Here is a 26633-nt window from a genome sequence, read left to right as displayed (position 1 = left end):
GACGAGGCCCGCCATTAGAGCAGATCGTCGCTCGGCAGTAACGTGAAGGCGCCTGTGACAGCGTTGCGCCAGAACGAGGCGTAGGGCTCCACGTCGAATATGCGCGGCTGACCGTTCTCTTCACCGACCCAGCGCAGTGCGGGCATGGTCGGCGGCGTTGGGGTTGGCGGCGTCGCGCCCGGTGGGGCGAGTTCCACCCGGAAGCTCGCGCGTGGCGCCGTCGCCCGATCGAAGATGCGCGCCATGCGCTCGGCGAAATCGGGACTATGGATCACGATCGCCAGTTCCGTGTTCAGCCGTACCGAGCGAGGATCGAGGTTGAACGAGCCCAGAACGACGTCGCGCCGGTCGATCACGTAGGCTTTGCCGTGCAGGCTCGCGCGCGAGGAGCCGCCAAACTGCACGCGCCGCGGGGACGGTGCGCCGGTGTCGCTGCGAATGGGTTTGAATTCGTAGAGCTCGATGCCCGCCTTCAGGAGCGCCGGACGGTAGCGTGCGTAGCCGGCGTGGACTGGCACCACGTCCGTCGCCGCGAGCGAGTTCGTCAGCACGCGGACTTTGACGCCGCGTTGTGCAAGCTTCGAGAGGAATCGGACGCCGCCTTCCATCGGCACGAAATACGGGGAGATGATCAGAAACTCGCTTTGTGCCTTCGCGGCGAGTTGGCGCAGCTTCTCTCCGGGGGCGCTTTGCGTCTGATCGGCGGGGGCGTCGAGTTTGTCCGGCGTGTCGGCGGCCAACTCGGCCGGCGCCCAGAAGAGCGGCACCCTGCCTGTGCGCAGACTGTCGGCTAGGGGAGGCTGATGCAGGGCCTCGCGGCCGGCGGGCAGAGCGTCGGCGTCGCGCCAGTGTTGTGCGAGCGCCTCGCGCGTGGCGGCGAGCGTCTCGTCGTCGATCTTCGACTGGACCTGCTTGAGGGGATAGGTTTGGGGACTCGTCCAGAAGTGGTCGAAACTGTGCGAGACGGCATTGACGACCGGCCCCGCGCACAGCAGATCGAAGTCGCGGAAGGAGAGGTCCGGATTGGCGTCGAAGTATTCGTCACCGAGATTCCGGCCGCCGATGATGGCGACCTGGTTGTCCGCAACCAGCGCCTTGTTGTGCATGCGGCGGTTGAGTTGATCGAAGCGGGCAAGGAGATTGCCCGCTCGCTCGAGGAGCGTGGTGTCGCGCGTGCCGAACGGATTGAATACGCGGATCTCGATGTTTCGGTGCTGATCCAGAACGGCGAACGCGGGGTCGGTGCGGCGACGATTGATGTCGTCGACCAGCATGCGGATGCGTACGCCCCGATCGGCGGCGTCGAGCAGCGACTGGAGCAGCAGACGGCCGGTGATGTCTTCGCCGGCGCTGTAATACTGAACGTCGAGACTGTGCTGCGCGGCCTGTACCAGGGCAACGCGTGTCATGAATGCGGCGGATCCTGTCGCCAGGAGTTGAAAACCGGACTGATTGTCATGGGCGCGGATCGCGGGCGCGAGGGCGCTCGCCAGCGCACCCGGCGTGCTGGCCGGCGTGTGGGCGGTCCACTGCGACGGTTCGGCGGGCGGACGCACGGATGTGCATGCCGCGACGCAGACGACTAGTGCGAAAAGGCCAATCAGTTGCCGGAACCCGCGCTGACCGGTTCCGCGAGGGAGATGGGCGGACGGTTCAGATATGGCGGCGTCACCGGAGGACGTAGACCCTGGCGGACGCGAGCGAGGCGAAATGTACATCGAAGGGACCATCCCGGACGCTCTATATAGAGACATTGCTAAGAGGGAGAAGCCATCGCCGTGGCCGGCCTTTCCATATTGACAAGCTATCGGGAAGCATATGCGATTTCGTTAGTTGCGTCGCCGGGGGATGCGCGGATACAGTGAACCCGTCTCCTCCATGTGTCCTGTCCCGTGGAACTCGGCCCGCCCTTGTGGCGGGCCTTTTTTTTCCGCTTTCGCATCTTTTCAAATTATTTTCACAAAGGGCTTGCGCGGCTTCGGGGTTTTCACTAATATCTCGTCTCTCGCAACGACGGCGCCGCAGCGCAAGCGGTGGGGCGGTTGAAGCGAATGGGCTGAAAAGCCCGGTGGTTGCAGGATTTTGAGCGGGTGAGTGGCTACGGCGACGAACGGAAAGCGCGAAAAAAACTGTTGACGACGACGAGGATGTGCGACATAATCTCACTTCTCTGCTGCTGATGCAGCGACGCAGAAAACGAAGCGATGGCGCGGTAAGTTGGCGACTCGCAAAGTGACTGCGATTGATCTTTAAAAATTGAACAACCGATAAGTGTGGGCACTCGATGAATGGTGCGTCTGCTTCGGCAGATTGGCTTTAAATTTATTGAGGCTCACATAGTAAAAGGTAAGTTAAGCAATTAACTTGTCAGCATACTTTGAGAGCGACCGGTTCTAGCGATTTATCGCGAAAACCGAAAACAGTAACAGGTTTGAACTGAAGAGTTTGATCCTGGCTCAGATTGAACGCTGGCGGCATGCCTTACACATGCAAGTCGAACGGCAGCACGGGTGCTTGCACCTGGTGGCGAGTGGCGAACGGGTGAGTAATACATCGGAACGTACCTTGTAGTGGGGGATAGCTCGGCGAAAGCCGGATTAATACCGCATACGCTCTGAGGAGGAAAGCGGGGGACCTTCGGGCCTCGCGCTACAAGAGCGGCCGATGTCAGATTAGCTAGTTGGTGGGGTAAAAGCCTACCAAGGCGACGATCTGTAGCTGGTCTGAGAGGACGACCAGCCACACTGGGACTGAGACACGGCCCAGACTCCTACGGGAGGCAGCAGTGGGGAATTTTGGACAATGGGCGCAAGCCTGATCCAGCAATGCCGCGTGTGTGAAGAAGGCCTTCGGGTTGTAAAGCACTTTTGTCCGGAAAGAAAACCTCTGGGTTAATACCTCGGGGGGATGACGGTACCGGAAGAATAAGCACCGGCTAACTACGTGCCAGCAGCCGCGGTAATACGTAGGGTGCGAGCGTTAATCGGAATTACTGGGCGTAAAGCGTGCGCAGGCGGTTTTGTAAGACGGATGTGAAATCCCCGGGCTTAACCTGGGAACTGCATTCGTGACTGCAAGGCTAGAGTATGGCAGAGGGGGGTAGAATTCCACGTGTAGCAGTGAAATGCGTAGAGATGTGGAGGAATACCGATGGCGAAGGCAGCCCCCTGGGCCAATACTGACGCTCATGCACGAAAGCGTGGGGAGCAAACAGGATTAGATACCCTGGTAGTCCACGCCCTAAACGATGTCAACTAGTTGTTGGGGATTCATTTCCTTAGTAACGTAGCTAACGCGTGAAGTTGACCGCCTGGGGAGTACGGTCGCAAGATTAAAACTCAAAGGAATTGACGGGGACCCGCACAAGCGGTGGATGATGTGGATTAATTCGATGCAACGCGAAAAACCTTACCTACCCTTGACATGTACGGAATCCTGCTGAGAGGTGGGAGTGCTCGAAAGAGAGCCGTAACACAGGTGCTGCATGGCTGTCGTCAGCTCGTGTCGTGAGATGTTGGGTTAAGTCCCGCAACGAGCGCAACCCTTGTCCTTAGTTGCTACGCAAGAGCACTCTAAGGAGACTGCCGGTGACAAACCGGAGGAAGGTGGGGATGACGTCAAGTCCTCATGGCCCTTATGGGTAGGGCTTCACACGTCATACAATGGTCGGTACAGAGGGCTGCCAAACCGCGAGGTGGAGCTAACCCCAGAAAACCGATCGTAGTCCGGATCGCAGTCTGCAACTCGACTGCGTGAAGCTGGAATCGCTAGTAATCGCGGATCAGCATGTCGCGGTGAATACGTTCCCGGGTCTTGTACACACCGCCCGTCACACCATGGGAGTGGGTTTTGCCAGAAGTAGGTAGCCTAACCGCAAGGAGGGCGCTTACCACGGCAGGATTCATGACTGGGGTGAAGTCGTAACAAGGTAGCCGTAGGGGAACCTGCGGCTGGATCACCTCCTTTCTAGAGCATGCACTGGAAGTTGAGTGTTCACGCTTATCGGTTGTTGACTGCGTAGATCTAAGTCGGGTCTGTAGCTCAGGTGGTTAGAGCACCGTCTTGATAAGGCGGGGGTCGAAGGTTCAAGTCCTTCCAGACCCACCAAGCTTTACACCACCGCCTGACCAAGTCGAGTAGTGGTAATCGGCTTGATTGGGGGATTAGCTCAGCTGGGAGAGCACCTGCTTTGCAAGCAGGGGGTCGTCGGTTCGATCCCGTCATCCTCCACCAAAATCTTGGATCGCATCGATGTCAGTCAAAAGCAAGTTATCTCAGTGGTACTTCTGAAGTAAATCCCTGAATGTGAATGCTTTTGAATGACAGTCATGTCATGCAGTATTTGTTCTTTAACAATTTGGAAGAAGAAGTACAACGGAAGCGCGTTAGAGATGGCGCGTGGAAATTGTACGGGTTGTGATTGTATCAACCAGTATTTAAGTGATCGAAAGATGACTTGGAATACGGCACACACGCGATGTGTGGGCTCCACGTAAGTGCTAAAGCACTAACGTGGACCGACACGCGAAAACTCAACCTGTAACGGGGAGACATTCTCGTTATAGGGTCAAGCGAATAAGTGCATGTGGTGGATGCCTTGGCGATTACAGGCGACGAAGGACGCGATAGCCTGCGAAAAGTTGTGGGGAGCTGGCAAATAAGCATTGATCCACAAATGTCCGAATGGGGAAACCCGGCCCTTTGGGTCATCCTAGACTGAATCCATAGGTCTAGCGAAGCGAACGCGGCGAACTGAAACATCTAAGTAGCTGCAGGAAAAGAAATCAACCGAGATTCCCAAAGTAGTGGCGAGCGAAATGGGACCAGCCTTCAAGATTTAGCACCGGTGTTATCAGAACGGAATGGAAAGTCCGGCCATAGTGGGTGATAGCCCCGTATGAGAAAACCCTGGTGTGGAACTAAGCTTGAGAAAAGTAGGGCGGGACACGTGAAATCCTGTCTGAAGATGGGGGGACCATCCTCCAAGGCTAAATACTCGTAATCGACCGATAGTGAACCAGTACCGTGAGGGAAAGGCGAAAAGAACCCCGGGAGGGGAGTGAAATAGATCCTGAAACCGCATGCATACAAACAGTCGGAGCCTCGTAAGGGGTGACGGCGTACCTTTTGTATAATGGGTCAGCGACTTACATTCAGTGGCGAGCTTAACCGAATAGGGAAGGCGTAGCGAAAGCGAGTCCGAATAGGGCGTTCAGTCGCTGGGTGTAGACCCGAAACCAAGTGATCTATCCATGGCCAGGTTGAAGGTGCGGTAACACGTACTGGAGGACCGAACCCACTAACGTTGAAAAGTTAGGGGATGAGCTGTGGATAGGGGTGAAAGGCTAAACAAACTTGGAAATAGCTGGTTCTCTCCGAAAACTATTTAGGTAGTGCCTCGTGTATCACCTTCGGGGGTAGAGCACTGTCATGGTTGAGGGGTCCATTGCGGATTACCTCGCCATAGCAAACTCCGAATACCGAAGAGTGCAATCACGGGAGACAGACATCGGGTGCTAACGTCCGGTGTCAAGAGGGAAACAACCCAGACCGCCAGCTAAGGTCCCTAAATATTGCTAAGTGGGAAACGAAGTGGGAAGGCTAAAACAGTCAGGAGGTTGGCTTAGAAGCAGCCACCCTTTAAAGAAAGCGTAATAGCTCACTGATCGAGTCGTCCTGCGCGGAAGATGTAACGGGGCTAAGCAATATACCGAAGCTGCGGATGCGAGCTTGCTCGCATGGTAGGAGAGCGTTCTGTAAGCCTGTGAAGGTGACTTGTAAAGGTTGCTGGAGGTATCAGAAGTGCGAATGCTGACATGAGTAGCGATAAAGGGGGTGAAAGGCCCCCTCGCCGTAAGCCCAAGGTTTCCTACGCAACGTTCATCGGCGTAGGGTGAGTCGGCCCCTAAGGCGAGGCAGAGATGCGTAGCTGATGGGAAGCAGGTTAATATTCCTGCACCGTCGTATGATGCGATGGGGGGACGGATCGCGGAAGGTTGTCCGGGTGTTGGAAGTCCCGGTCCCTGCAGTGGAGAAGGCGCTTAGGCAAATCCGGGCGCGTAATTCAAGGCTGTGGGGCGAGCGAACTAGTTCGCGAAGCAATTGGAAGTGGTTCCAAGAAAAGCCTCTAAGCTTCAGTCATACGAGACCGTACCGCAAACCGACACAGGTGGGCGAGATGAGTATTCTAAGGCGCTTGAGAGAACTCGGGAGAAGGAACTCGGCAAATTGGTACCGTAACTTCGGGATAAGGTACGCCCTTGTAGCTTGACTGGCCTGCGCCAGAAGGGTGAAGGGGTTGCAATAAACTGGTGGCTGCGACTGTTTAATAAAAACACAGCACTCTGCAAACACGAAAGTGGACGTATAGGGTGTGACGCCTGCCCGGTGCCGGAAGATTAAATGATGGGGTGCAAGCTCTTGATTGAAGTCCCGGTAAACGGCGGCCGTAACTATAACGGTCCTAAGGTAGCGAAATTCCTTGTCGGGTAAGTTCCGACCTGCACGAATGGCGTAACGATGGCCACACTGTCTCCTCCCGAGACTCAGCGAAGTTGAAGTGTTTGTGATGATGCAATCTACCCGCGGCTAGACGGAAAGACCCCATGAACCTTTACTGTAGCTTTGCATTGGACTTTGAACCGGTCTGTGTAGGATAGGTGGGAGGCTTTGAAGCAGGAACGCTAGTTTCTGTGGAGCCGTCCTTGAAATACCACCCTGGCTTGTTTGAGGTTCTAACCTAGGTCCGTGATCCGGATCGGGGACAGTGCATGGTAGGCAGTTTGACTGGGGCGGTCTCCTCCCAAAGTGTAACGGAGGAGTACGAAGGTACGCTAGGTACGGTCGGAAATCGTGCTGATAGTGCAATGGCAAAAGCGTGCTTAACTGCGAGACTGACAAGTCGAGCAGGTGCGAAAGCAGGTCATAGTGATCCGGTGGTTCTGTATGGAAGGGCCATCGCTCAACGGATAAAAGGTACTCTGGGGATAACAGGCTGATACCGCCCAAGAGTTCATATCGACGGCGGTGTTTGGCACCTCGATGTCGGCTCATCTCATCCTGGGGCTGTAGCCGGTCCCAAGGGTATGGCTGTTCGCCATTTAAAGAGGTACGTGAGCTGGGTTTAAAACGTCGTGAGACAGTTTGGTCCCTATCTGCCGTGGGCGTTGGAAGTTTGAAGGGGGCTGCTCCTAGTACGAGAGGACCGGAGTGGACGAACCTCTGGTGTACCGGTTGTCACGCCAGTGGCATCGCCGGGTAGCTATGTTCGGAAGAGATAACCGCTGAAAGCATCTAAGCGGGAAACTCGCCTTAAGATGAGACTTCCCTGGGAACTCGATTCCCCTTAAGGGTCGTTCAAGACCAGGACGTTGATAGGTCAGGTGTGGAAGCGCAGTAATGCGTTAAGCTAACTGATACTAATTGCCCGTGAGGCTTGATCCTATAACCAGTGTGTTTTCCTGGTGTGAGTATCGCTGTGCCGATACCAGTCACAACCCAATATGTTGTACTACGCTTCTTCCGAATTGGTTTCGCTGAGCGCCTCAGCGGAACATACAAGTTATGCCTGATGACCATAGCGAGTTGGAACCACCCCTTCCCATCCCGAACAGGACCGTGAAACGACTCCACGCCGATGATAGTGCGGATTCCCGTGTGAAAGTAGGTAATCGTCAGGCTCCCCTTAAAAACCCCTTGCTACGAATGTAGTGAGGGGTTTTTGCTTTGCCGGGGCAAAAAACGAAGTCGATCAATGCACGATCCGGCACCGGCTAGCGAATCCTCTTCGCAGGCCCCTGATTTCTCTACCACCGAGAGAAGAATTCTTCGTCCTTGTCGCTGTACGTGAGTTGGGCGTGCTCACAGGCGTGATCGGTCGCGAGTGAGGTGAATCACCCAAAACGCCATCAGGCAAGCACGCGCGGGTGACCCAGTTGAATACCTCAAAGACGCTCAAATTCCCGTAATAGCGTGATAACTGCGCCGTCCGTCGGGGATCCTCTTAAAAATGAGAGCCTTCAATGTCCCCCAATTACGTCCGTTAACGTGGCGTTGGCCTGATATCGTCCGATTTCGCGATCGACGATGTTCGTGCGGCTCAAATCAACCCGAAATAAACCAGATGTATACCCCGCAGTTTAAGTTACCTCCAGTTGTCGTTATCTCCCTGGTCGACAGTCATGATCGCCGAGCCTACATGACGGAGCAGTTGGCACGCGCAGGTGTGCCCTTCCGGTTTTTCGATGCCGAGCGTATCCGCGAATATCCGCCAGCTTATGACGCCGAAACACGCCTTCGGACTTACGGCAATCATCTGACACTTGGCGAGGTCGGATGCTACGACAGCCACTATCAGATCTGGCAAGATCTCGCCCGATCCAACGACGACATCTGGTGCGTTCTCGAGGATGACGTCGAACTGATGGAAGGCTTTGCTCCGCGCCTGGCTTCAGTGGTGGACGTTACCGTGCCGTGGGGAATCCTACGGCTCAAGAGCGAGGGGTCCGCCGGCAGTTGGCAAGTGGGTGAACTGCCGAACGGTGGGGTACTTCACGATCACCGAAAGCAGCCGGGAGGCACGCAGGGATACCTGATCCGCCGCGATGCGGCGCTCACCTTGCTGGAGTATGGCAAGCGGATGGTTCACCCGGTCGACGATATGCTCAACCGCAATTGGGAGCACGGCGTTCGTATGATTTCGATGGTGCCGAAGATCGTCGATCACAGGGATGATGAGCTTGGTACGACGATCGCCGGCCGCCGCAAGGCGAAACGTTCCATTGTTCAGAAGCTACGCCGCGAATTCCACATGGGCCGAGACAGCTTGAACAGATATGTGGACGTGTGGCGCCGGCGCTTGCTTTGGCGCCAAGCTTGACCTGTCCGAAGCCAAACTTCCTCGTTTTCCCTTCGTCATCTCGATTTACAAGAAAATCAAAGACTTGCCGCATATATTGGAATTCGACGCGCTAGCTGGCACAAAATCTGCGTATTTAATGCATGGAGGGTGTTGACAAGGCGGGGGGACATCTCCATAATTGCAAATTCTCTGCGGAGGGGTGCCCGAGTGGCTAAAGGGGGCAGACTGTAAATCTGTTGGCTTACGCCTACGTTGGTTCGAATCCAACCTCCTCCACCAGAATGCGGAAGTAATGAGCGTCGAAAACCCGGTTTTCGGCGCTTGTTACCTAGAAGCGAGAGTCGGAATCCAAGCGGGTGTAGCTCAATGGTAGAGCAGAAGCCTTCCAAGCTTATGACGAGGGTTCGATTCCCTTCACCCGCTCCAGGTGACGCGCAGACGCAGTAGAAGCAATGGATTCGCCCATGTGGCTCAGTGGTAGAGCACTCCCTTGGTAAGGGAGAGGTCGGCAGTTCGATCCTGCCCATGGGCACCAAGAGATAGTGTGAAGCGCGGCAATCAACATGCCGAGCAACCTCGGCAAAAGATAACCCCGTTAGGAGTCTGAAATGGCAAAAGGTAAATTCGAGCGGACCAAGCCGCACGTGAACGTTGGCACCATCGGTCACGTTGACCATGGTAAGACCACCCTGACGGCTGCTATCGCAACGGTTTTGTCGGCGAAGTTCGGCGGTGAAGCCAAGAAGTACGACGAAATCGATGCGGCGCCGGAAGAAAAGGCTCGTGGTATTACCATCAACACGGCACACATCGAGTACGAAACGGCCAACCGCCACTACGCACACGTTGACTGCCCGGGCCACGCCGACTACGTCAAGAACATGATTACCGGTGCCGCCCAGATGGATGGCGCCATCCTGGTTTGCTCGGCTGCCGACGGCCCGATGCCGCAGACGCGTGAGCACATCCTGCTGGCCCGTCAGGTTGGCGTGCCGTACATCATCGTGTTCCTGAACAAGTGCGACATGGTGGATGACGCCGAACTGCTCGAGCTGGTCGAGATGGAAGTTCGCGAACTCCTGTCGAAGTACGAGTTCCCGGGTGACGATCTGCCGATCATCAAGGGTTCGGCCAAGCTGGCGCTGGAAGGCGACAAGGGCGAGCTCGGCGAAGTGGCAATTCTGGCTCTGGCCGAAGCGCTCGATACGTACATTCCGACGCCGGAGCGTGCAATCGACAAGCCGTTCCTGATGCCGGTGGAAGACGTGTTCTCGATCTCGGGTCGCGGTACGGTGGTGACGGGTCGCGTCGAGTCGGGCGTGATCAAGGTCGGCGAAGAAATTGAAATCGTTGGTATCAAGCCGACGCTGAAGACGACCTGCACGGGCGTGGAAATGTTCCGCAAACTGCTCGACCAGGGTCAGGCAGGCGACAACGTCGGTATCCTGCTGCGCGGCACGAAGCGTGAAGAAGTTGAGCGTGGTCAGGTTCTGGCCAAGCCGGGTTCGATCACCCCGCACACGGAATTCACGGGCGAAGTGTATGTGCTGTCGAAGGATGAAGGTGGTCGTCACACTCCGTTCTTCAACAACTACCGTCCGCAGTTCTACTTCCGTACGACGGACGTGACGGGCTCGATCAGCCTGCCGGAAGGCAAGGAAATGGTCATGCCGGGCGATAACGTTTCGATCACGGTCAAGCTGATCGCTCCGATCGCCATGACCGAAGGTCTGCGCTTCGCAATCCGTGAAGGTGGCCGTACCGTCGGCGCCGGCGTGGTTGCCAAGATCATCGCTTAAGCCGGTACCTTAACGGTCCGCGCTTACGGGGTCAGCTTTTGGCGGCTGGCCCCACTGCTGTTTTAGGGGTATAGCTCAACTGGCAGAGCGTCGGTCTCCAAAACCGAAGGTTGGGGGTTCGATTCCCTCTGCCCCTGCCAAACAACTGTCTGCAAGCTTGAAATGGCGAATTCTCCCGTAGAAACTGTACGTACGACTGGCGACAAGCTGCTGCTGGCTCTGGCCGGGCTGCTCGTGATTGCTGGCGTCGTGGCGTTCTACGCGCTGGAGCAACAAGCACTGTATGTGCGCGTTGCCGCTATCGTCGTCGTTCTGGCCGTCGCAGCAGGTGTTGGATTGGCATCGCAAACCGGCAAAGGCTTCCTGGCTTTTGCCAAGGATGCGTACCGGGAAGTGGGTAAGGTCGTTTGGCCGACCCGTAAAGAGGCCGCTCAAACGACCGCGATCGTCTTCGCGTTCGTCATTGTCATGGCGCTGTATCTTTGGATCAGCGACAAGACGATCGAATGGGCGGTTTTCTCTTTGATTCTTGGCTGGAAATGATATGTCTGATACCGGGGCTGCACCGAGTAAGAAGCGCTGGTACGTCGTTCAAGCGTATTCCGGCATGGAAAAAAGTGCGGTCAAAGCGCTGCGTGAGCGTATTGTCCGTGCAGGTATGGAAGACTATTTCGGTCAGATTCTCGTTCCGACCGAAGAAGTCGTAGAAATCAAGGGTGGCCACAAGTCGGTCACCGAGCGTCGTTTCTATCCCGGCTATGTGCTGTGCGAGATGGAAATGACGGATGAGACATGGCACCTGGTGAAGAACACTTCCAAGGTGACCGGTTTTGTCGGCGGCACGGGCAATCGTCCGCAGCCGATCCGCCAGGCGGAAGTCGACAAGATCATGTCTCAGATGAAGGATGGCGTGGAAAAACCCCGTCCGAAGACGTTGTTCGAGGTAGGCGAGCTGGTACGAGTCAAGGATGGTCCTTTCACGGACTTCAACGGCTCGGTGGAAGAAGTGAACTACGAAAAGTCCCGCCTCCGTGTTTCCGTCACCATTTTTGGACGGGCGACTCCGGTAGAGCTGGAGTTCGGACAAGTCGAAAAGATCTAAGAATAAAATGCGCCGGCGCGACGTCCGGCGCGTTTTTGCGTTGGTGACAACCGTCGCCGAGGAGCGTCAGTAGCCCGTTTCTGGTGAACGCGCGCTATGACTCAACCCCGAATATGCGCCACATATTCGTTCCGGAGTAAACCATGGCAAAGAAAATCATCGGCTTTATCAAGCTGCAGATTCCTGCAGGTAAAGCCAACCCGTCGCCCCCCGTGGGCCCGGCCCTGGGTCAACGTGGCCTGAACATCATGGAGTTCTGCAAGGCGTTCAACGCGCAAACGCAGAGCCTCGAGCCGGGTCTGCCGATTCCGGTGGTGATCACCGCTTTCGCGGATAAGAGCTTCACGTTCGTCCTGAAGACCCCGCCGGCAACGGTGCTGATCAAGAAGGCTGCCAACCTGCAAAAGGGTTCGAGCAAGCCGCACACCGACAAGGTGGGCAAGATCACCCGCGCACAAGCGGAAGAAATCGCGAAGACCAAGATGCCTGACCTTACCGCCTCCGATCTGGATGCCGCGGTTCGCACCATCGCTGGCAGCGCACGTTCGATGGGCATCACGGTGGAGGGTCTGTAATGGCTAAGATCTCGAAGCGTCAACAAGCACTGGCCGCCAAGGTCGACCGCAACAAGCTGTACCCGGTCGGCGACGCTCTGGCCCTGGTTAAGGAATGCGCAAGCGCCAAGTTCGACGAGTCGATCGACGTCGCCGTTCAGCTGGGCGTGGATGCCAAGAAGTCGGACCAAGTGGTTCGTGGTTCGGTCGTTCTGCCGGCCGGTACGGGCAAGTCGGTTCGCGTGGCTGTTTTCGCCCAGGGCGAAAAGGCTGAGCAAGCCAAGGCCGCTGGCGCTGAAATCGTGGGTATGGAAGACCTCGCCGAGCAGATCAAGGCCGGCAACATGGACTTCGATATCGTGATCGCTTCGCCGGACACGATGCGTATCGTCGGTACGCTGGGCCAGATCCTCGGCCCGCGCGGCTTGATGCCGAACCCGAAGGTCGGCACGGTGACCCCGGACGTCGCCACGGCTGTGAAGAACGCCAAGGCAGGTCAGGTGCAGTTCCGTGTCGACAAGGCCGGTATCATCCACGCGACCATCGGCCGTGCATCGTTCGAACCGAGCGCGCTGCAGCAGAACCTTTCGGCGCTGCTGGAAGCCCTGACGAAGGCCAAGCCGGCCTCGAGCAAGGGCGTCTACCTGCGCAAGATCGCTCTGTCGAGCACGATGGGCGTTGGCGTGCGTGTGGACCAGGCCAGCCTGAGCGCCTAAGCGACACCACGTTGCAATGTATCGCAATCGCAGGGTGATGGCGTCCCCTGCGATGGCCGAGATCCTCGAGATCGACAGCCAGTAGCAAAAGACTTTGGGCGGAAGCGGATTCCTCGGAAATCGCTTCCGGTTATCAAAGACCGTTGGCGGGAATGGGCATTCACTGACACTCCCTTAATACGCCAGCCAACGCAGATGGCGAACCCGAACAGGTTATGCAGTCACACCCTCGCACACGGGCAACCGGGCGCGAGGGTAGAAACTCCAGACATGTCGGCAAGCCGTTAGTGGAACGGCATCACCATGAGGTGATGTCAATTTTGGAGGTTAACCGTGGCACTTAATCTTGATGATAAGAAAGCCGTCGTGGCTGAAGTATCGGCGCAAGTCGCCGGCGCTTCGACCATCGTTGTGGCTGAATATCGCGGAATCACGGTTGGCGATCTGACGAAGCTTCGCGCCAATGCGCGTCAGCAAGGCGTCTACCTGCGCGTTCTGAAGAACACGCTGGCTCGCCGCGCGGTGGAAAACACCCCGTTTGCTGACCTGGCTGAGCAGATGACCGGTCCTCTGATCTACGGTATCTCGACGGATCCCGTAGCCGCTGCGAAAGTCCTGAACGACTTTTCGAAGGGCAACGACAAGTTGATCTTGAAGGCCGGCTCGTACGACGGCAAGGTGATGGACAAGGCAGGCGTGCAAGCGCTGGCCTCGATCCCGAGCCGCGACGAACTGCTCGCGAAGTTGCTGGGTGTCATGCAAGCGCCGGTTTCCGGCTTTGCTCGCGTCCTGGCTGCCGTGGCAGAGAAGAAGCAAGCGGAAGCTGCTTAATTCTCGCTTCGGTTACACGATCGCTGACTTCGGTCCGAACACAATCTAGGAGTTTTACAAATGGCAATCACGAAAGACGAAATCATCGAAGCCGTAGGCGCGATGTCGGTTATGGAACTGAACGACCTGGTCAAGGCGTTCGAAGAGAAGTTCGGCGTGTCGGCAGCTGCCCTGGCAGTGGCTGGCCCGGCGGGTGCTGGCGGCGGTGCCGCTGCTGCTGAAGAGCAGACCGAATTCAACGTCATCCTGGCGGAAGTCGGTGCCAACAAGGTCGGCGTCATCAAGGCCGTGCGCGAAATCACCGGCCTGGGCCTGAAGGAAGCCAAGGATCTGGTTGACGGCGCTCCGAAGGCTGTCAAGGAAGGCGTCGACAAGGCTGCCGCCGACGAAGCCAAGAAGAAGCTGGAAGAAGCCGGCGCCAAGGTCGAAGTCAAGTAATTCGACTCTGCGCGTAGGGAAGGCTGGCGACGAAATGTCGTCAGCCTTTTTGTGCTTTCTGGAGATGCAAATCCCAAAACCGGGATGCGGGATTCGAAAGTCGATGTTGTCGAATGCCAAGTGATTGAAAGTAAGGCGTTTTTGCGAAAGTGCACGTGAACGGTGCCGTTTCAAACGGATGTCTCACGTGAGCGCGGAGCGAAGCGCTCGGTACGGGAAGTACCGAAGAGGCCAAAGAAAAAATCGCGGCGTGGCTTGCCCGGCGGTTTTCTCTTTGTCTTCTGAAGCGACTGCAGAAGGCAAGTTTGGTCGGGCGACGGGCAACACAGGCATCCGTCGCCGTCAGCCAGCGGTTGGTAGCGGCCAACCACCAAGCTCGTTGCTCCGCGGCAAGCCCGCCGTGGGGGACGTCTGGTCTCAGTCGATGAACACCCGTTGACGATGCCTGCCGTCGTCGTCAGCGTAGTGATTCGGAGATCGTAATGCACTATTCCTTCACCGAGAAGAAACGCATTCGCAAGAGTTTTGCGAAGCGTCCGACCGTGCACAAGGTGCCGTTTTTGCTGGCCACCCAGCTCGCCTCGTACACATCGTTCTTGCAAGCCGACGCGCTTGCATCGGAGCGGAAGCCGGAGGGTCTGCAAGCAGCCTTCTCCTCCATTTTCCCGATCGTTTCTCACAACGGGTTCGCACGCCTGGAGTTTGTCAGCTATGTGCTCGGCACTCCCGCGTTCGATGTCAAGGAATGTCAACAGCGCGGCCTGACCTTCTGCTCGGCTCTGCGCGCCAAGGTTCGTCTGGTGATTCTCGACAAGGAATCGCCGAACAAGCCGGTAGTGAAGGAAGTCAAGGAACAGGAAGTGTACATGGGCGAAATTCCGCTCATGACCTCCACGGGTTCCTTCGTCATCAATGGCACGGAACGTGTCATCGTCTCGCAGTTGCACCGTTCGCCGGGTGTGTTCTTCGAACACGACAAGGGCAAGACGCACAGCTCGGGCAAACTGCTGTTCTCCGCGCGTATCATCCCTTACCGCGGCTCGTGGCTCGACTTCGAATTCGATCCGAAGGACATCCTGTACTTCCGCGTCGACCGCCGTCGCAAGATGCCGGTCACGATTCTGCTCAAGGCCATTGGTCTCACGCCGGAACAGATCCTCGCGAACTTCTTCGTGTTCGACAACTTCAAGCTGATGCCGGAAGGCGCGCAGATGGAGTTCGTGCCGGAGCGGCTGCGCGGTGAAGTCGCGCGCTTCGACATCACGGATCGCGAAGGCAAGGTCATCGTCCAGAAGGACAAGCGCGTCAACGCCAAGCACATCCGCGATCTGGAGAACGCCAACACCAAGTTCATCTCGGTGCCGGAAGACTACCTGCTCGGCCGTGTGCTCGCGAAGAACGTGATCGATGGCGACACCGGCGAAGTGATCGCCAACGCCAACGACGAAATCACCGAAAGCGTGCTGGCAAAGCTGCGCGAGTCGGACGTGTCGGACATCCAGACGCTGTACACGAACGATCTGGACCAGGGCTCGTACATCTCGGCCACGCTGCGCATCGACGAGACCGCCGACAAGACGGCCGCGCGTATCGCGATCTACCGCATGATGCGCCCGGGCGAGCCGCCGACCGAAGATGCGGTGGAGGCACTGTTCAACCGTCTGTTCTACAGCGAGGAAGCGTACGACCTGTCGAAGGTGGGTCGTATGAAGTTCAACCGTCGTGTGGGCCGTGACGAAGTGCTCGGACCGATGACGCTGACGGACGACGACATTCTCGCGACGATCAAGATCCTGGTGGATCTGCGCAACGGCCGCGGCGAAGTCGACGATATCGATCACCTCGGCAACCGTCGCGTGCGTTGCGTGGGCGAGCTGGCCGAGAACCAGTTCCGCGCCGGTCTCGTGCGTGTCGAGCGTGCCGTGAAGGAACGTCTGGGTCAGGCCGAGTCGGAAAACCTGATGCCGCACGACCTGATCAACAGCAAGCCGATCTCGTCGGCCATTCGCGAGTTCTTCGGTTCGTCGCAGCTCTCGCAGTTCATGGACCAGACCAACCCGTTGTCGGAAATCACGCACAAGCGTCGCGTTTCCGCACTGGGCCCGGGCGGTCTGACGCGCGAGCGTGCCGGCTTCGAAGTGCGCGACGTGCATCCGACCCACTACGGTCGCGTGTGCCCGATCGAAACGCCGGAAGGTCCGAACATCGGTCTGATCAACTCGCTGGCCCTGTACGCCCGCCTGAACGAATACGGCTTCCTCGAGACGCCGTACCGCAAGGTGGTGGACGGCAAGGTCACCGACCAGATCGACTACCTGTCGGCCATTGAAGAAGGCCGCTACGTGATCGCTCAGGCGAACGCCTCGATCGGCGGGCAAGGCGAGCTGACCGACGAACTCGTGTCGGCGCGTGAAGCCGGCGAAACGCTGATGGTCACGCCGGACCGCATCCAGTACATGGACGTGGCGCCGTCGCAGATCGTCTCGGTCGCCGCCTCGCTGATTCCGTTCCTCGAGCACGATGACGCGAACCGCGCATTGATGGGTTCGAACATGCAGCGCCAGGCCGTGCCTTGCCTGCGTCCGGAAAAGGCGGTCGTGGGTACGGGTATCGAACGTACGGTGGCTGTCGACTCGGGTACGACCGTGCAGGCGTTCCGTGGCGGTGTGGTCGATTACGTCGACGCAGGCCGTGTGGTGATTCGCGTGAACGATGACGAAGCCGTCGCCGGTGAAGTCGGCGTGGACATCTACAACCTGATCAAGTACACGCGTTCGAACCAGAACACCAACATCAACCAGCGCCCGATCGTGGAAGTGGGCGACAAGGTGGCGCGCGGCGATGTGATCGCTGACGGCGCGTCGACCGATCTGGGCGAGCTGGCGCTGGGTCAGAACATGCTGATCGCGTTCATGCCGTGGAACGGCTACAACTTCGAGGATTCGATCCTGATCTCGGAGCGTGTCGTTGCGGAAGACCGCTACACGTCGATCCACATCGAAGAGCTCAACGTGGTCGCTCGCGACACGAAGCTCGGACCCGAGGAAATCACGCGCGACATCTCGAACCTGGCGGAAGTGCAACTGGGCCGTCTGGACGAGTCGGGCATCGTGTACATCGGCGCCGAAGTCGAAGCCGGCGACGTGCTCGTGGGCAAGGTCACGCCGAAGGGCGAAACCCAGCTCACGCCGGAAGAAAAGCTGCTGCGCGCGATCTTCGGCGAGAAGGCTTCGGACGTGAAGGACACCTCGCTGCGTGTGCCCTCGGGCATGAGCGGCACCGTCATCGACGTGCAGGTGTTCACGCGTGAAGGCATCCAGCGCGATAAGCGCGCCCAGCAGATCATCGACGATGAACTGAAGGGCTATCGCCTGGACCTGAACGACCAGTTGCGTATCGTGGAAGGCGACGCGTTCCAGCGTCTGGAGCGCTTCCTGGTGGGCAAGACCGCGAACGGCGGTCCGAAGAAGCTCGCCAAGGGCACCAAGCTGACCAAGGAATACCTGGCCGATCTCGATCGCTACCACTGGTTCGACATCCGCCTGGCCGATGACGAAGGCGCCCAACAGCTCGAGCAGATCAAGGAATCGATCGAGCAGAAGCGTCACCAGTTCGACCTGGCTTTCGAAGAGAAGCGCAAGAAGCTCACGCAGGGCGACGAACTGCCGCCGGGCGTGCTGAAGATGGTCAAGGTCTACCTGGCGGTCAAGCGTCGTCTGCAGCCTGGCGACAAGATGGCCGGCCGTCACGGTAACAAGGGCGTGGTCTCGAAGATCGTGCCGATCGAGGACATGCCGTACATGGCCGACGGCCGTCCGGCCGACATCGTGCTCAACCCGCTCGGCGTGCCGTCGCGGATGAACGTGGGTCAGATTCTCGAATCGCACCTCGGCTGGGCGGCGAAGGGTCTGGGTTGGCGTATCGGCGAAATGCTGCAGGCGCACACCAAGGTCCAGGAAATTCGCAAGTTCCTGACGAAGATCTACAATGAGAGCGGTCAGCAGGAAGATATCGACAGCCTGTCGGACGACGAAGTGATGGCGCTGGCGCGCAACCTGCAGAACGGCGTGCCGTTCGCAACGCCGGTGTTCGACGGTGCGCATGAAGACGAAATCCGTCGCATGCTGGACCTGGCGTTCCCGGACGAGATCGCCAAGGAACTGGGCATGACCCCGTCGAAGAACCAGGTCACGCTGTTCGACGGCCGTACCGGTGAAGCCTTCGAGCGTCCGGTCACGTGCGGCTTCATGCACATGCTCAAGCTGCACCACCTGGTCGACGACAAGATGCACGCACGTTCGACCGGTCCGTACTCGCTGGTGACGCAACAGCCGTTGGGCGGTAAGGCCCAGTTCGGTGGTCAGCGCTTCGGTGAAATGGAAGTGTGGGCGCTGGAAGCGTACGGCGCATCGTATGTGCTGCAGGAAATGCTGACCGTGAAGTCGGATGACGTGACGGGGCGTACGAAGGTGTACGAGAACCTTGTCAAGGGCGATCACGTGATCGATGCCGGCATGCCGGAGTCGTTCAACGTGCTGGTCAAGGAAATCCGTTCGCTCGGTATCGATATCGACCTGGAGCGCGGTTAATCGCGTTCAGGCAACAGGAGAAAGCAATGAAAGCTTTGCTCGATCTATTCAAGCAAGTCCAACAGGACGAACAGTTCGACGCGATCAAGATCGGTCTGGCTTCGCCGGACAAGATCCGTTCGTGGTCGTTCGGCGAAGTGAAGAAGCCGGAAACGATCAACTACCGGACTTTCAAGCCCGAGCGTGACGGTCTGTTCTGCGCAAAGATCTTCGGTCCGATCAAGGACTACGAGTGCCTTTGCGGCAAGTACAAGCGCCTGAAGCACCGCGGCGTGATCTGCGAGAAGTGCGGTGTGGAAGTCACGCTGGCGAAGGTGCGTCGCGAGCGCATGGGCCACATCGAGCTGGCCTCGCCGGTCGCGCACATCTGGTTCCTGAAGTCGCTGCCGTCGCGTCTGGGCATGGTGCTCGACATGACGCTGCGCGACATCGAACGCGTGCTGTACTTCGAAGCGTACGTGGTCCTCGAACCGGGCATGACGCCGCTCAAGCGCTGCCAGATCATGACCGAGGAGGATTACTACAACAAGGTCGAGGAATACGGCGACGAATTCCGTGCCGAGATGGGCGCGGAAGGCGTGCGCGAATTGCTGCGCTCGATCGACATCGACCAGCAGGTCGAGCATCTGCGCGCCGAGCTGCAGGCCACGGGCTCGGAAGCCAAGATCAAGAAGTACGCCAAGCGCCTGAAGGTGCTCGAGGCCTTCCAGCGCTCGGGCATCAAGCCCGAGTGGATGGTGCTCGAAGTGCTGCCGGTGCTACCGCCCGAGCTGCGTCCGCTGGTGCCGCTCGACGGTGGCCGCTTCGCGACCTCGGACCTGAACGATCTGTATCGCCGCGTCATCAACCGTAACAACCGTCTGAAGCGTCTGCTCGAGCTCAAGGCCCCGGACATCATCGTGCGCAACGAAAAGCGCATGCTGCAGGAATCGGTGGACTCGCTGCTCGACAACGGCCGTCGCGGCAAGGCGATGACCGGTGCGAACAAGCGCCCGCTCAAGTCGCTGGCCGACATGATCAAGGGCAAGAGCGGTCGTTTCCGTCAGAACCTGCTGGGCAAGCGCGTCGACTACTCGGGCCGTTCGGTGATTACCGTGGGCCCGACGCTCAAGCTGCATCAGTGCGGTCTGCCCAAGCTGATGGCGCTCGAACTCTTCAAGCCGTTCATTTTCCACAAGCTGGAAGTGATGGGCGTGGCCACGACGATCAAGGCCGCGAAGAAGGAAGTCGAGAACCAGACGCCGGTGGTGTGGGACATCCTCGAAGAGGTGATCCGCGAGCACCCGATCATGCTCAACCGCGCACCGACGCTGCACCGTCTGGGTATTCAGGCGTTCGAGCCGGTGCTGATCGAAGGCAAGGCAATCCAGCTTCACCCGCTGGTTTGCGCGGCGTTCAACGCCGACTTCGACGGTGACCAGATGGCCGTCCACGTGCCGCTGTCGCTCGAAGCGCAGATGGAAGCGCGTACCCTGATGCTGGCCTCGAACAACGTGTTGTTCCCGGCCAACGGCGATCCGTCGATCGTGCCGTCGCAGGATATCGTGCTGGGTCTGTACTACGCGACCCGAGACAAGATCAACGGTCGCGGCGAAGGCCTGTCGTTCGTCGACGTCTCGGAAGTGCTGCGCGCGTACGACAACAAGGAAGTCGAACTGGCTTCGCGCGTGAACGTGCGTATCACGGAGTACACGGTCGATCCGGAAACGGGCGAGAAGACGCCGAAGGTCACGCTGTACCCGACGACCGTCGGTCGCGCGATCCTGTCGGAAATTCTGCCGCCGGGCCTGCCGTTCTCGGTGCTCAACAAGTCGCTCAAGAAGAAGGAAATCTCGAAGCTGATCAACACGGCGTTCCGCCGCTGCGGTCTGCGCGAGACGGTGATCTTCGTCGACAAGCTGATGCAATCGGGCTTCCGCCTGGCCACGCGCGCCGGTATCTCGATCTGCGTCGACGACATGCTCGTGCCGACGAAGAAGGAAGAGCTGATCGGCGAAGCGTCGAAGAAGGTCAAGGAATACGATCGTCAGTACATGTCGGGTCTGGTCACGGCGCAGGAGCGTTACAACAACGTCGTCGACATCTGGGGTGCTACCGGTGACGCCGTGGGCAAGGCGATGATGGAGCAGCTCTCGAAGGAGAAGACGATCGACCGCGACGGCAACGCCGTGGATCAGGAGTCGTTCAACTCGATTTACATGATGGCCGACTCGGGGGCTCGCGGTTCGAGCGCCCAGATTCGTCAGCTCGCCGGTATGCGTGGCCTGATGGCCAAGCCGGACGGCTCGATCATCGAGACGCCGATTACCGCGAACTTCCGCGAAGGCCTGAACGTGTTGCAGTACTTCATCTCGACCCACGGTGCACGTAAGGGTCTGGCCGATACGGCACTGAAGACGGCAAACTCGGGTTACCTGACGCGTCGTCTGGTCGACGTGACGCAGGATCTGGTCGTGGTCGAAGACGATTGCGGCACGAGCAACGGCGTGGCGATGAAGGCGCTGGTCGAGGGCGGTGAAGTGGTCGAAGCCCTGCGCGACCGTATCCTGGGTCGCGTGGCTGTCGCCGACGTCGTGAATCCGGAAACGCAAGAGACGGTGTTCGAAGCCGGCACGCTGCTCGACGAAGATGTGGTCGAGACGATCGAGTCGCTCGGTATCGACGAAGTGCGCGTGCGCACGCCGTTGACCTGCGACACGCGCTACGGTCTGTGCGCAGCCTGCTACGGCCGCGACCTGGGCCGCGGCGCGCGCGTGAACGTCGGCGAGGCGGTGGGTGTGATCGCCGCACAGTCGATCGGTGAGCCGGGCACGCAGCTGACGATGCGTACGTTCCACATCGGTGGTGCGGCGTCGCGTGCGGCAGTGGCCTCGTCGATCGAAGCCAAGTCGAACGGTACGGTTCGCTTCACGGCAACCATGCGTTACGTGACGAACGGCAAGGGCGAGCAGATCGTGATTTCGCGTTCGGGCGAAATCCTGATCACGGACGACCATGGCCGCGAGCGCGAGCGTCACAAGGTGCCGTACGGCGCCACGCTGCTGCAACTGGACGGTGCCCAGGTCAAGGCCGGCGCCCAGCTGGGTACGTGGGATCCGCTGACGCGCCCGATCATTACCGAGCACGGCGGTATCGCCAAGTTCGAGAACGTCGAGGAAGGCGTCACGGTGGCCAAGCAGATCGACGATGTGACGGGTCTGTCCACGCTGGTCGTGATCGATCCGAAGCGTCGTGGTCCGGCGTCGAAGAACGTGCGTCCGCAGGTCAAGCTGCTCGACGAGAACGGTCAGGAAGTGAAGATCCCGGGCACCGATCACGCTGTGACGATCGGTTTCCAGGTGGGCGCACTGATTACCGTCAAGGACGGCCAGCATGTGCCGGTGGGTGAAGTGCTCGCACGTATCCCGACCGAATCGCAGAAGACCCGCGATATTACGGGGGGTCTGCCGCGCGTGGCCGAACTGTTCGAAGCGCGTGCACCGAAGGACGCCGGCATTCTGGCCGAAGTCACGGGTACCACGTCGTTCGGCAAGGACACGAAGGGCAAGCAGCGTCTGGTCATCACCGATCTGGACGGCAACCAGCACGAGTTCCTGATTCCGAAGGAAAAGCAGGTGCTGGTGCACGACGGCCAGGTGGTGAACAAGGGCGAAATGATCGTGGACGGCCCGGCCGATCCGCACGACATTCTGCGTCTGCAGGGTATCGAGGCGCTGGCGCGTTACATCGTCGACGAAGTGCAGGACGTGTACCGCTTGCAGGGTGTGAAGATCAACGACAAGCACATCGAGGTGATCGTTCGCCAGATGCTGCGTCGTGTGCAGATCGTCGATTCGGGCGATACGCGCTTCATCACCGGCGAGCAGGTCGAACGTTCGGACATGCTCGACGAGAACGACGCGATGATCGCCCAGGACAAGCGTCCGGCGCAGTACGAGAACGTGTTGCTGGGTATTACGAAGGCGTCGCTGTCGACGGATTCGTTCATCTCGGCGGCATCGTTCCAGGAAACGACGCGCGTGCTGACCGAAGCCGCGATCATGGGCAAGAAGGACGACCTGCGTGGCCTGAAGGAAAACGTCATCGTCGGTCGTCTTATCCCGGCAGGTACGGGTCTGGCGTATCACAAGGCCCGCAAGGCCCGCGAGACGTCGGATCGCGAGCGTCACGACCAGATCGCGCTGGAAGAGGCGTTTGCGCCGATGCCGACCTCGGAGGAGGAGCGCGCGGCGGAGTAAGCCACGCGACCTTCGGAACGGCGGCGCTCGCGAAAGCGGGGGCTGCCGGACCGGGACGAAGCGTCATGAAGACGGCACCCTTTGCGGGGTGCCGTTTTTTTTGCGCGTGGGTAAAACGGCGCGAAGCGCCACCGCAATGTCGTCTTATGTCCTTGAAAGGGCGATATAATTTTTGCTCCCTCAAGCGAGGCCGGAGAAGACGCACAAAAAGCTGGGGACGCACGACACGGGGCAGCGATGAGCGAAGGGGAGACGACGCGAAGGCCGCAGGTGGACACCAGGTCGGACAGCACGCCGGCATCCGCTTCGGCGTCCGCACAGACCTGGGCGATCGACGACCATCGACCCGGGAGCCGCATGCACGCGCAAATGCGCGCAGCCATCGACGCCAGTCCTCGCACGCAGGCCGTCGCGCAACAGCGCAAGATCATCGCCGCGCCGCCAGCCCCGCAACTCCAGCGCCCCGTCGCCCCGACCTCGTCCGCCCCCATTCAGCGCGTGGTCGACTTCGCGAGCGACGTCGACAAGCAGTACACCAAGGACGCCTACCTGACGAAGCTCAAGCAGGCGAGCGGGAAAAGCTTCGCGCATGTGCGCCTGACATGGATGGCGGCAGAGCGGTCTCCCAACAACGTCCGGCTCTCGAACAACATCGCATTGGCGTGGGAACAACTTGCCCCGTATGCGCCGCCCGACGATAGCCAGGCAAACACGCTCGGCACCTCTCCCGAGAACGACGCCGGCCTTCTCGACAGCGCGGCCCGGGACATTCCGATGCTCTCGCGCTATTCCGTCGACAACCACCGCAAAGCGATTGCAAAGCACTACAGGACGATATTTCCTTTCGCCCGGGAGGAATCGCCCGAGGCGCAAGCCCCGTGGAACCCGGACGAAGCGGTGGACTTCGCGGGTCGGCTCGCGACGATCGACCACACGACATGGGATAACCTGACCGACGAGCAGAGAGCGACACTGGGCACGCATCGGAACAATCTCGGCGAGCTCACGAAAATCCTCGAGCGCCTGGTGAGTTCAGGCGCATCGGGCAAGGACGATTACGTGATCGCGCTCTACAGCCATTTGGCGGCGCGACGTGGCGACGGCCAAAGCGTAGGCAAGGAGGCCGGGCTTGGCGACAAGGGCCGCTATCTGCAGACGATCGTCGACGTGCGAAGCGGAAAATCGCCCAGGGTCGAAGCGTACAGCCCCCCCAAGTACAGCGATGTCTCCGCGGTCGACTGGACGTCGCACCGCGAGCTGATCGAAGACCGTCCCTTCCTGCGCCAACGCACCGAGCAGTTGCATAAACGTCTGGGCGGTAACGACAAACGCAACGAGCGCGACATTCTGACGAAATGGGCGTCGCCGGCGACGAGCATGCAACGCGACAACGTGGGCATGGACCAGGAGACTGTGACCAAGAGCAAGGTGTCGCGCAAGCGCTCCACCCCGGGGGCCAATATCTCGCTGCTCGATACCACGCTCGCGCAAATCGCGCCCATCGAAGGCACGCTCTATGCCGCCTATGCGCGAAACGACTCACTCAAGGTCGGCGAGGTGTTCAGTCAGGGCACGCCGTTGAGCGCCAGCGAATCGGCCGGCGGCACCGTCACGTTTTCCAAGGGCGCCGTGGCCGACAGTAGCAACGCCATGGACCGCTACAAGATCTACGCGAAGGGATTCAACGGCATTCCCATCAGTCCGGTCGCGCCGCAGGTGGGTCATGGTCAGCGTGAAGTCGTGTTCCGCGCCCGGGCGACATTCAAGGTCCTGTCGATCGAAGAGGGGAATTTCGGCGCGGGGGTCACGCGTCTTGTCACGCTGCTGGAGCAGGGCGAATCGTCGTCGCACGTCAACGCCGTGAAGCACAGCCAGGAGGCGCTGCTCAATCCGAAAGACCGGTGGTTGACCGGCCTGCCCCAAAGCGGGCTCGATCAGCGCACGCAGGCGTGGTTCATTTCGAATAGCGTCGGAGGCACGGTCGAGGGGCAGAGCGACGCGAGCTTTGCCTATCCCTACGGCAAGAGGACGGCCGAAGTGTGGCACGAGGTGATCACCGATGACGGCACCGACATCTGGTCCATCGACGGATTCAAGTCCATCGCCGCCCGGCTCACGGGGGGGACGGCCAAGGACATCGATTTCATCACGCAGGCGGACACGCCGTCGACCTGGGGCGAACCGGTCAAGCTGGATAAACGCGCGCACAAGGCGCTCGTTGATAACGGGATGACAGTCAGTAAGGAGACGCGGAAGCCTGGTGAATACCGCGTCGCTTATCAAAAGGAAGACAAACAGCCGCTGCTCAAGGCCATTCTGCGAGACGGGGCGACGCAGTTGAAACGGATCATGGGAACGCCGTCGCCCGATAACGAAGCCAGGGTCGCCGCGCTGGCCGCCGAGATCCAGCAAAGGCTCAGCGTGCTGCATCCGCTGCACGACGGGAACGGACGGATCAGTCGGGCCTATGCCTATCTGATCCTGCGCCGTGCGGGTTTCGGCATCCAACCGGATCAACCGCAGCAACCGCTGCGCGTGTTCGACCAGGACGCCGACCAGACCACTCCGGCGCGCGAATGGAAAGCCAGCTTTGCCAGACCGCCGTCGGCGCTGCCCTCGCCCCTGTCGAACCGGGACATGTCGCTTGCCTCGATGCCGATCAATGAAACGGAGGACGTCGACCGCTTCGTGAGCGGACTTGCCGGCGGCAAGATGGACGAGCGTCTGACCGGTGTTCGCGAGGAGGAAGATCGGTTGGCGACGGGAGGGCGTATCGAGCGGGACGACATGTGGGTCGTCGAGGAGTTGCTCGCCTACATCCCGCACCGCGAGGCATGGCTCTCGGATGAACTTGTTCAGGAGATGAACCGGTTTGTGCAGGCTCACGGCGCAATGCGGAGGGGCACCGTATCGAGGCAGGCGTATGCGGATGCCGTAGCGCTCAAGCGACGTCTGGAAATCGAAATAGTGCAGCGCTTGAGCGCCGGTCTCGACCCGCAGCACGACGGCGATCCGACGTCCGTTCCGGCAGCGACGGACAATACGACCGCGATGGTCGTCGAACCGGTCGCGCAGGATGAGGACGACGCGCAGGATACGATGGACGTCGTGCCGTCGTCCGACGATCACAGTATGCTCGTCGAGCCACAGCCACAGCCACAGCCCGTCGTCCCGCGCGCTCGCAGAATCAACCGGCGGACGCAGCGGTTCCTCGAGAGCGCGGACCTTATCGTCCCGCCGCTGCCACGGCCCGCGAAGGTGGCGGCACTGGAGAAGATGCGCGGCGGTTCGACCGGCGGTGCGCGAAGTGCCAGGACGCCCAGGAAATCGTCCGGCACCCGCAAGCCGAAGCGTACGTCATGGGCGGAGCGCAAGAAGACGTCCGGCGGCCGCAAGAAGAAGATCAGGTAGCGCGCCTGCCTGCCGCGTCTCGGCAGGGAAAAAGCCTGCCATCGAAATGAACCGCCCCCCAAGCGTTGGACATAGCGCCAACCCTTTGGGGGTTT

12 protein-coding genes, 6 tRNA genes and 3 rRNA genes are annotated in these 26633 nt (G+C 59.3%); 20 read left to right on the top strand and 1 reads right to left on the bottom strand.

The genetic code is table 11. The features are described from left to right. Positions 1-14 precede the first annotated feature (14 nt). Positions 15-1409 carry a phospholipase D family protein gene (locus tag RO07_RS23985; RefSeq protein ID WP_237171335.1) on the bottom strand — a complete coding sequence of 465 codons (1395 nt, stop codon included), beginning with the start codon at positions 1407-1409 and terminating at the stop codon, positions 15-17. 1024 nt (positions 1410-2433) lie between these two features. On the opposite strand from RO07_RS23985, the gene RO07_RS23980 reads away from it, so the two are divergent. From RO07_RS23980 to RO07_RS23885, 20 genes are all read left to right on the top strand, one after another. Next, a 16S ribosomal RNA gene (locus RO07_RS23980) occupies positions 2434-3966 on the top strand. Positions 3967-4030: 64 nt separating this feature from the next. Then, positions 4031-4107 (top strand) — tRNA-Ile (locus RO07_RS23975). Positions 4108-4157: 50 nt separating this feature from the next. Further along, positions 4158-4233 (top strand) — tRNA-Ala (locus RO07_RS23970). A gap of 332 nt (positions 4234-4565) precedes the next feature. Further along, positions 4566-7443 (top strand): 23S ribosomal RNA (locus RO07_RS23965). Positions 7444-7566: 123 nt separating this feature from the next. Further along, positions 7567-7679, top strand: a 5S ribosomal RNA gene (gene rrf / locus RO07_RS23960). Together the 16S, 23S and 5S rRNA genes with 2 tRNA genes alongside form the textbook arrangement of a ribosomal RNA operon. 443 nt (positions 7680-8122) lie before the next feature. Further along, the gene (locus tag RO07_RS23955) at positions 8123-8878 is read left to right on the top strand and encodes a glycosyltransferase family 25 protein (RefSeq protein WP_039406418.1); all 756 of its coding nucleotides are present in this window, start codon (positions 8123-8125) and stop codon (positions 8876-8878) included. A gap of 175 nt (positions 8879-9053) precedes the next feature. After that, positions 9054-9139 (top strand) — tRNA-Tyr (locus tag RO07_RS23950). Between the two features lie 73 nt (positions 9140-9212). Continuing rightward, positions 9213-9286 (top strand) — tRNA-Gly (locus RO07_RS23945). A gap of 34 nt (positions 9287-9320) precedes the next feature. Beyond that, positions 9321-9395 (top strand) — tRNA-Thr (locus RO07_RS23940). Positions 9396-9468: 73 nt separating this feature from the next. Beyond that, on the top strand, positions 9469-10659 hold the full coding sequence (gene tuf, locus RO07_RS23935; RefSeq protein WP_039406415.1) for an elongation factor Tu: 1191 nt from the start codon (positions 9469-9471) through the stop codon (positions 10657-10659). A 64-nt stretch (positions 10660-10723) separates the two neighbouring features. Then, positions 10724-10799 (top strand) — tRNA-Trp (locus RO07_RS23930). A 22-nt stretch (positions 10800-10821) separates the two neighbouring features. Then, positions 10822-11202 (top strand): preprotein translocase subunit SecE, encoded by a 381-nt coding sequence (gene secE / locus RO07_RS23925; protein WP_039406412.1) that lies wholly within the window; start codon positions 10822-10824, stop codon positions 11200-11202. A 1-nt stretch (position 11203) separates the two neighbouring features. Continuing rightward, complete coding sequence (nusG, locus tag RO07_RS23920; RefSeq protein ID WP_039406409.1) at positions 11204-11761, top strand: transcription termination/antitermination protein NusG; 558 nt, start codon at positions 11204-11206, stop codon at positions 11759-11761. A gap of 143 nt (positions 11762-11904) precedes the next feature. Continuing rightward, the gene (gene rplK, locus RO07_RS23915) at positions 11905-12336 is read left to right on the top strand and encodes a 50S ribosomal protein L11 (RefSeq protein WP_010804164.1); all 432 of its coding nucleotides are present in this window, start codon (positions 11905-11907) and stop codon (positions 12334-12336) included. Further along, positions 12336-13031 carry a 50S ribosomal protein L1 gene (gene rplA / locus RO07_RS23910; RefSeq protein WP_039406406.1) on the top strand — a complete coding sequence of 232 codons (696 nt, stop codon included), beginning with the start codon at positions 12336-12338 and terminating at the stop codon, positions 13029-13031. Before rplK ends, rplA begins: the two co-directional genes overlap by 1 nt. A gap of 333 nt (positions 13032-13364) precedes the next feature. Continuing rightward, positions 13365-13862, top strand: a complete 498-nt coding sequence (rplJ, locus tag RO07_RS23905; RefSeq protein WP_010804162.1) for a 50S ribosomal protein L10 — start codon at positions 13365-13367, stop codon at positions 13860-13862. Positions 13863-13922: 60 nt separating this feature from the next. Then, positions 13923-14300, top strand: coding sequence for a 50S ribosomal protein L7/L12 (gene rplL, locus RO07_RS23900; RefSeq protein WP_023593799.1), 378 nt, complete (start codon positions 13923-13925; stop codon positions 14298-14300). A 482-nt stretch (positions 14301-14782) separates the two neighbouring features. Then, positions 14783-18889, top strand: a complete 4107-nt coding sequence (gene rpoB, locus RO07_RS23895; protein ID WP_039406403.1) for a DNA-directed RNA polymerase subunit beta — start codon at positions 14783-14785, stop codon at positions 18887-18889. Between the two features lie 26 nt (positions 18890-18915). After that, entirely contained in the window at positions 18916-23127 is a 4212-nt protein-coding gene (gene rpoC, locus RO07_RS23890) for a DNA-directed RNA polymerase subunit beta' (protein ID WP_039406400.1), read from the top strand. Between the two features lie 357 nt (positions 23128-23484). Next, positions 23485-26538 carry a Fic family protein gene (locus RO07_RS23885; protein WP_039406397.1) on the top strand — a complete coding sequence of 1018 codons (3054 nt, stop codon included), beginning with the start codon at positions 23485-23487 and terminating at the stop codon, positions 26536-26538. Positions 26539-26633: the final 95 nt, after the last annotated feature.

It is taken from the genome of Pandoraea pulmonicola (assembly GCF_000815105.2).
Lineage (GTDB): Bacteria > Pseudomonadota > Gammaproteobacteria > Burkholderiales > Burkholderiaceae > Pandoraea > Pandoraea pulmonicola.
Note: the sequence above shows the minus strand (reverse complement) of the source record. Positions and strands in the feature narration are given on the sequence as shown.

Bases quoted from the DNA above. Each gene is read 5' to 3' on its own strand.
- RO07_RS23985 (WP_237171335.1), bottom strand. From the start codon at position 1,409: ATGACACGCGTTGCCCTGGTACAGGCCGCGCAGCACAGTCTCGACGTT.
- RO07_RS23955 (WP_039406418.1), top strand. From the start codon at position 8,123: ATGTATACCCCGCAGTTTAAGTTACCTCCAGTTGTCGTTATCTCCCTG.
- tuf (WP_039406415.1), top strand. From the start codon at position 9,469: ATGGCAAAAGGTAAATTCGAGCGGACCAAGCCGCACGTGAACGTTGGC.
- secE (WP_039406412.1), top strand. From the start codon at position 10,822: ATGGCGAATTCTCCCGTAGAAACTGTACGTACGACTGGCGACAAGCTG.
- nusG (WP_039406409.1), top strand. From the start codon at position 11,204: ATGTCTGATACCGGGGCTGCACCGAGTAAGAAGCGCTGGTACGTCGTT.
- rplK (WP_010804164.1), top strand. From the start codon at position 11,905: ATGGCAAAGAAAATCATCGGCTTTATCAAGCTGCAGATTCCTGCAGGT.
- rplA (WP_039406406.1), top strand. From the start codon at position 12,336: ATGGCTAAGATCTCGAAGCGTCAACAAGCACTGGCCGCCAAGGTCGAC.
- rplL (WP_023593799.1), top strand. From the start codon at position 13,923: ATGGCAATCACGAAAGACGAAATCATCGAAGCCGTAGGCGCGATGTCG.
- rpoB (WP_039406403.1), top strand. From the start codon at position 14,783: ATGCACTATTCCTTCACCGAGAAGAAACGCATTCGCAAGAGTTTTGCG.
- rpoC (WP_039406400.1), top strand. From the start codon at position 18,916: ATGAAAGCTTTGCTCGATCTATTCAAGCAAGTCCAACAGGACGAACAG.
- RO07_RS23885 (WP_039406397.1), top strand. From the start codon at position 23,485: ATGCACGCGCAAATGCGCGCAGCCATCGACGCCAGTCCTCGCACGCAG.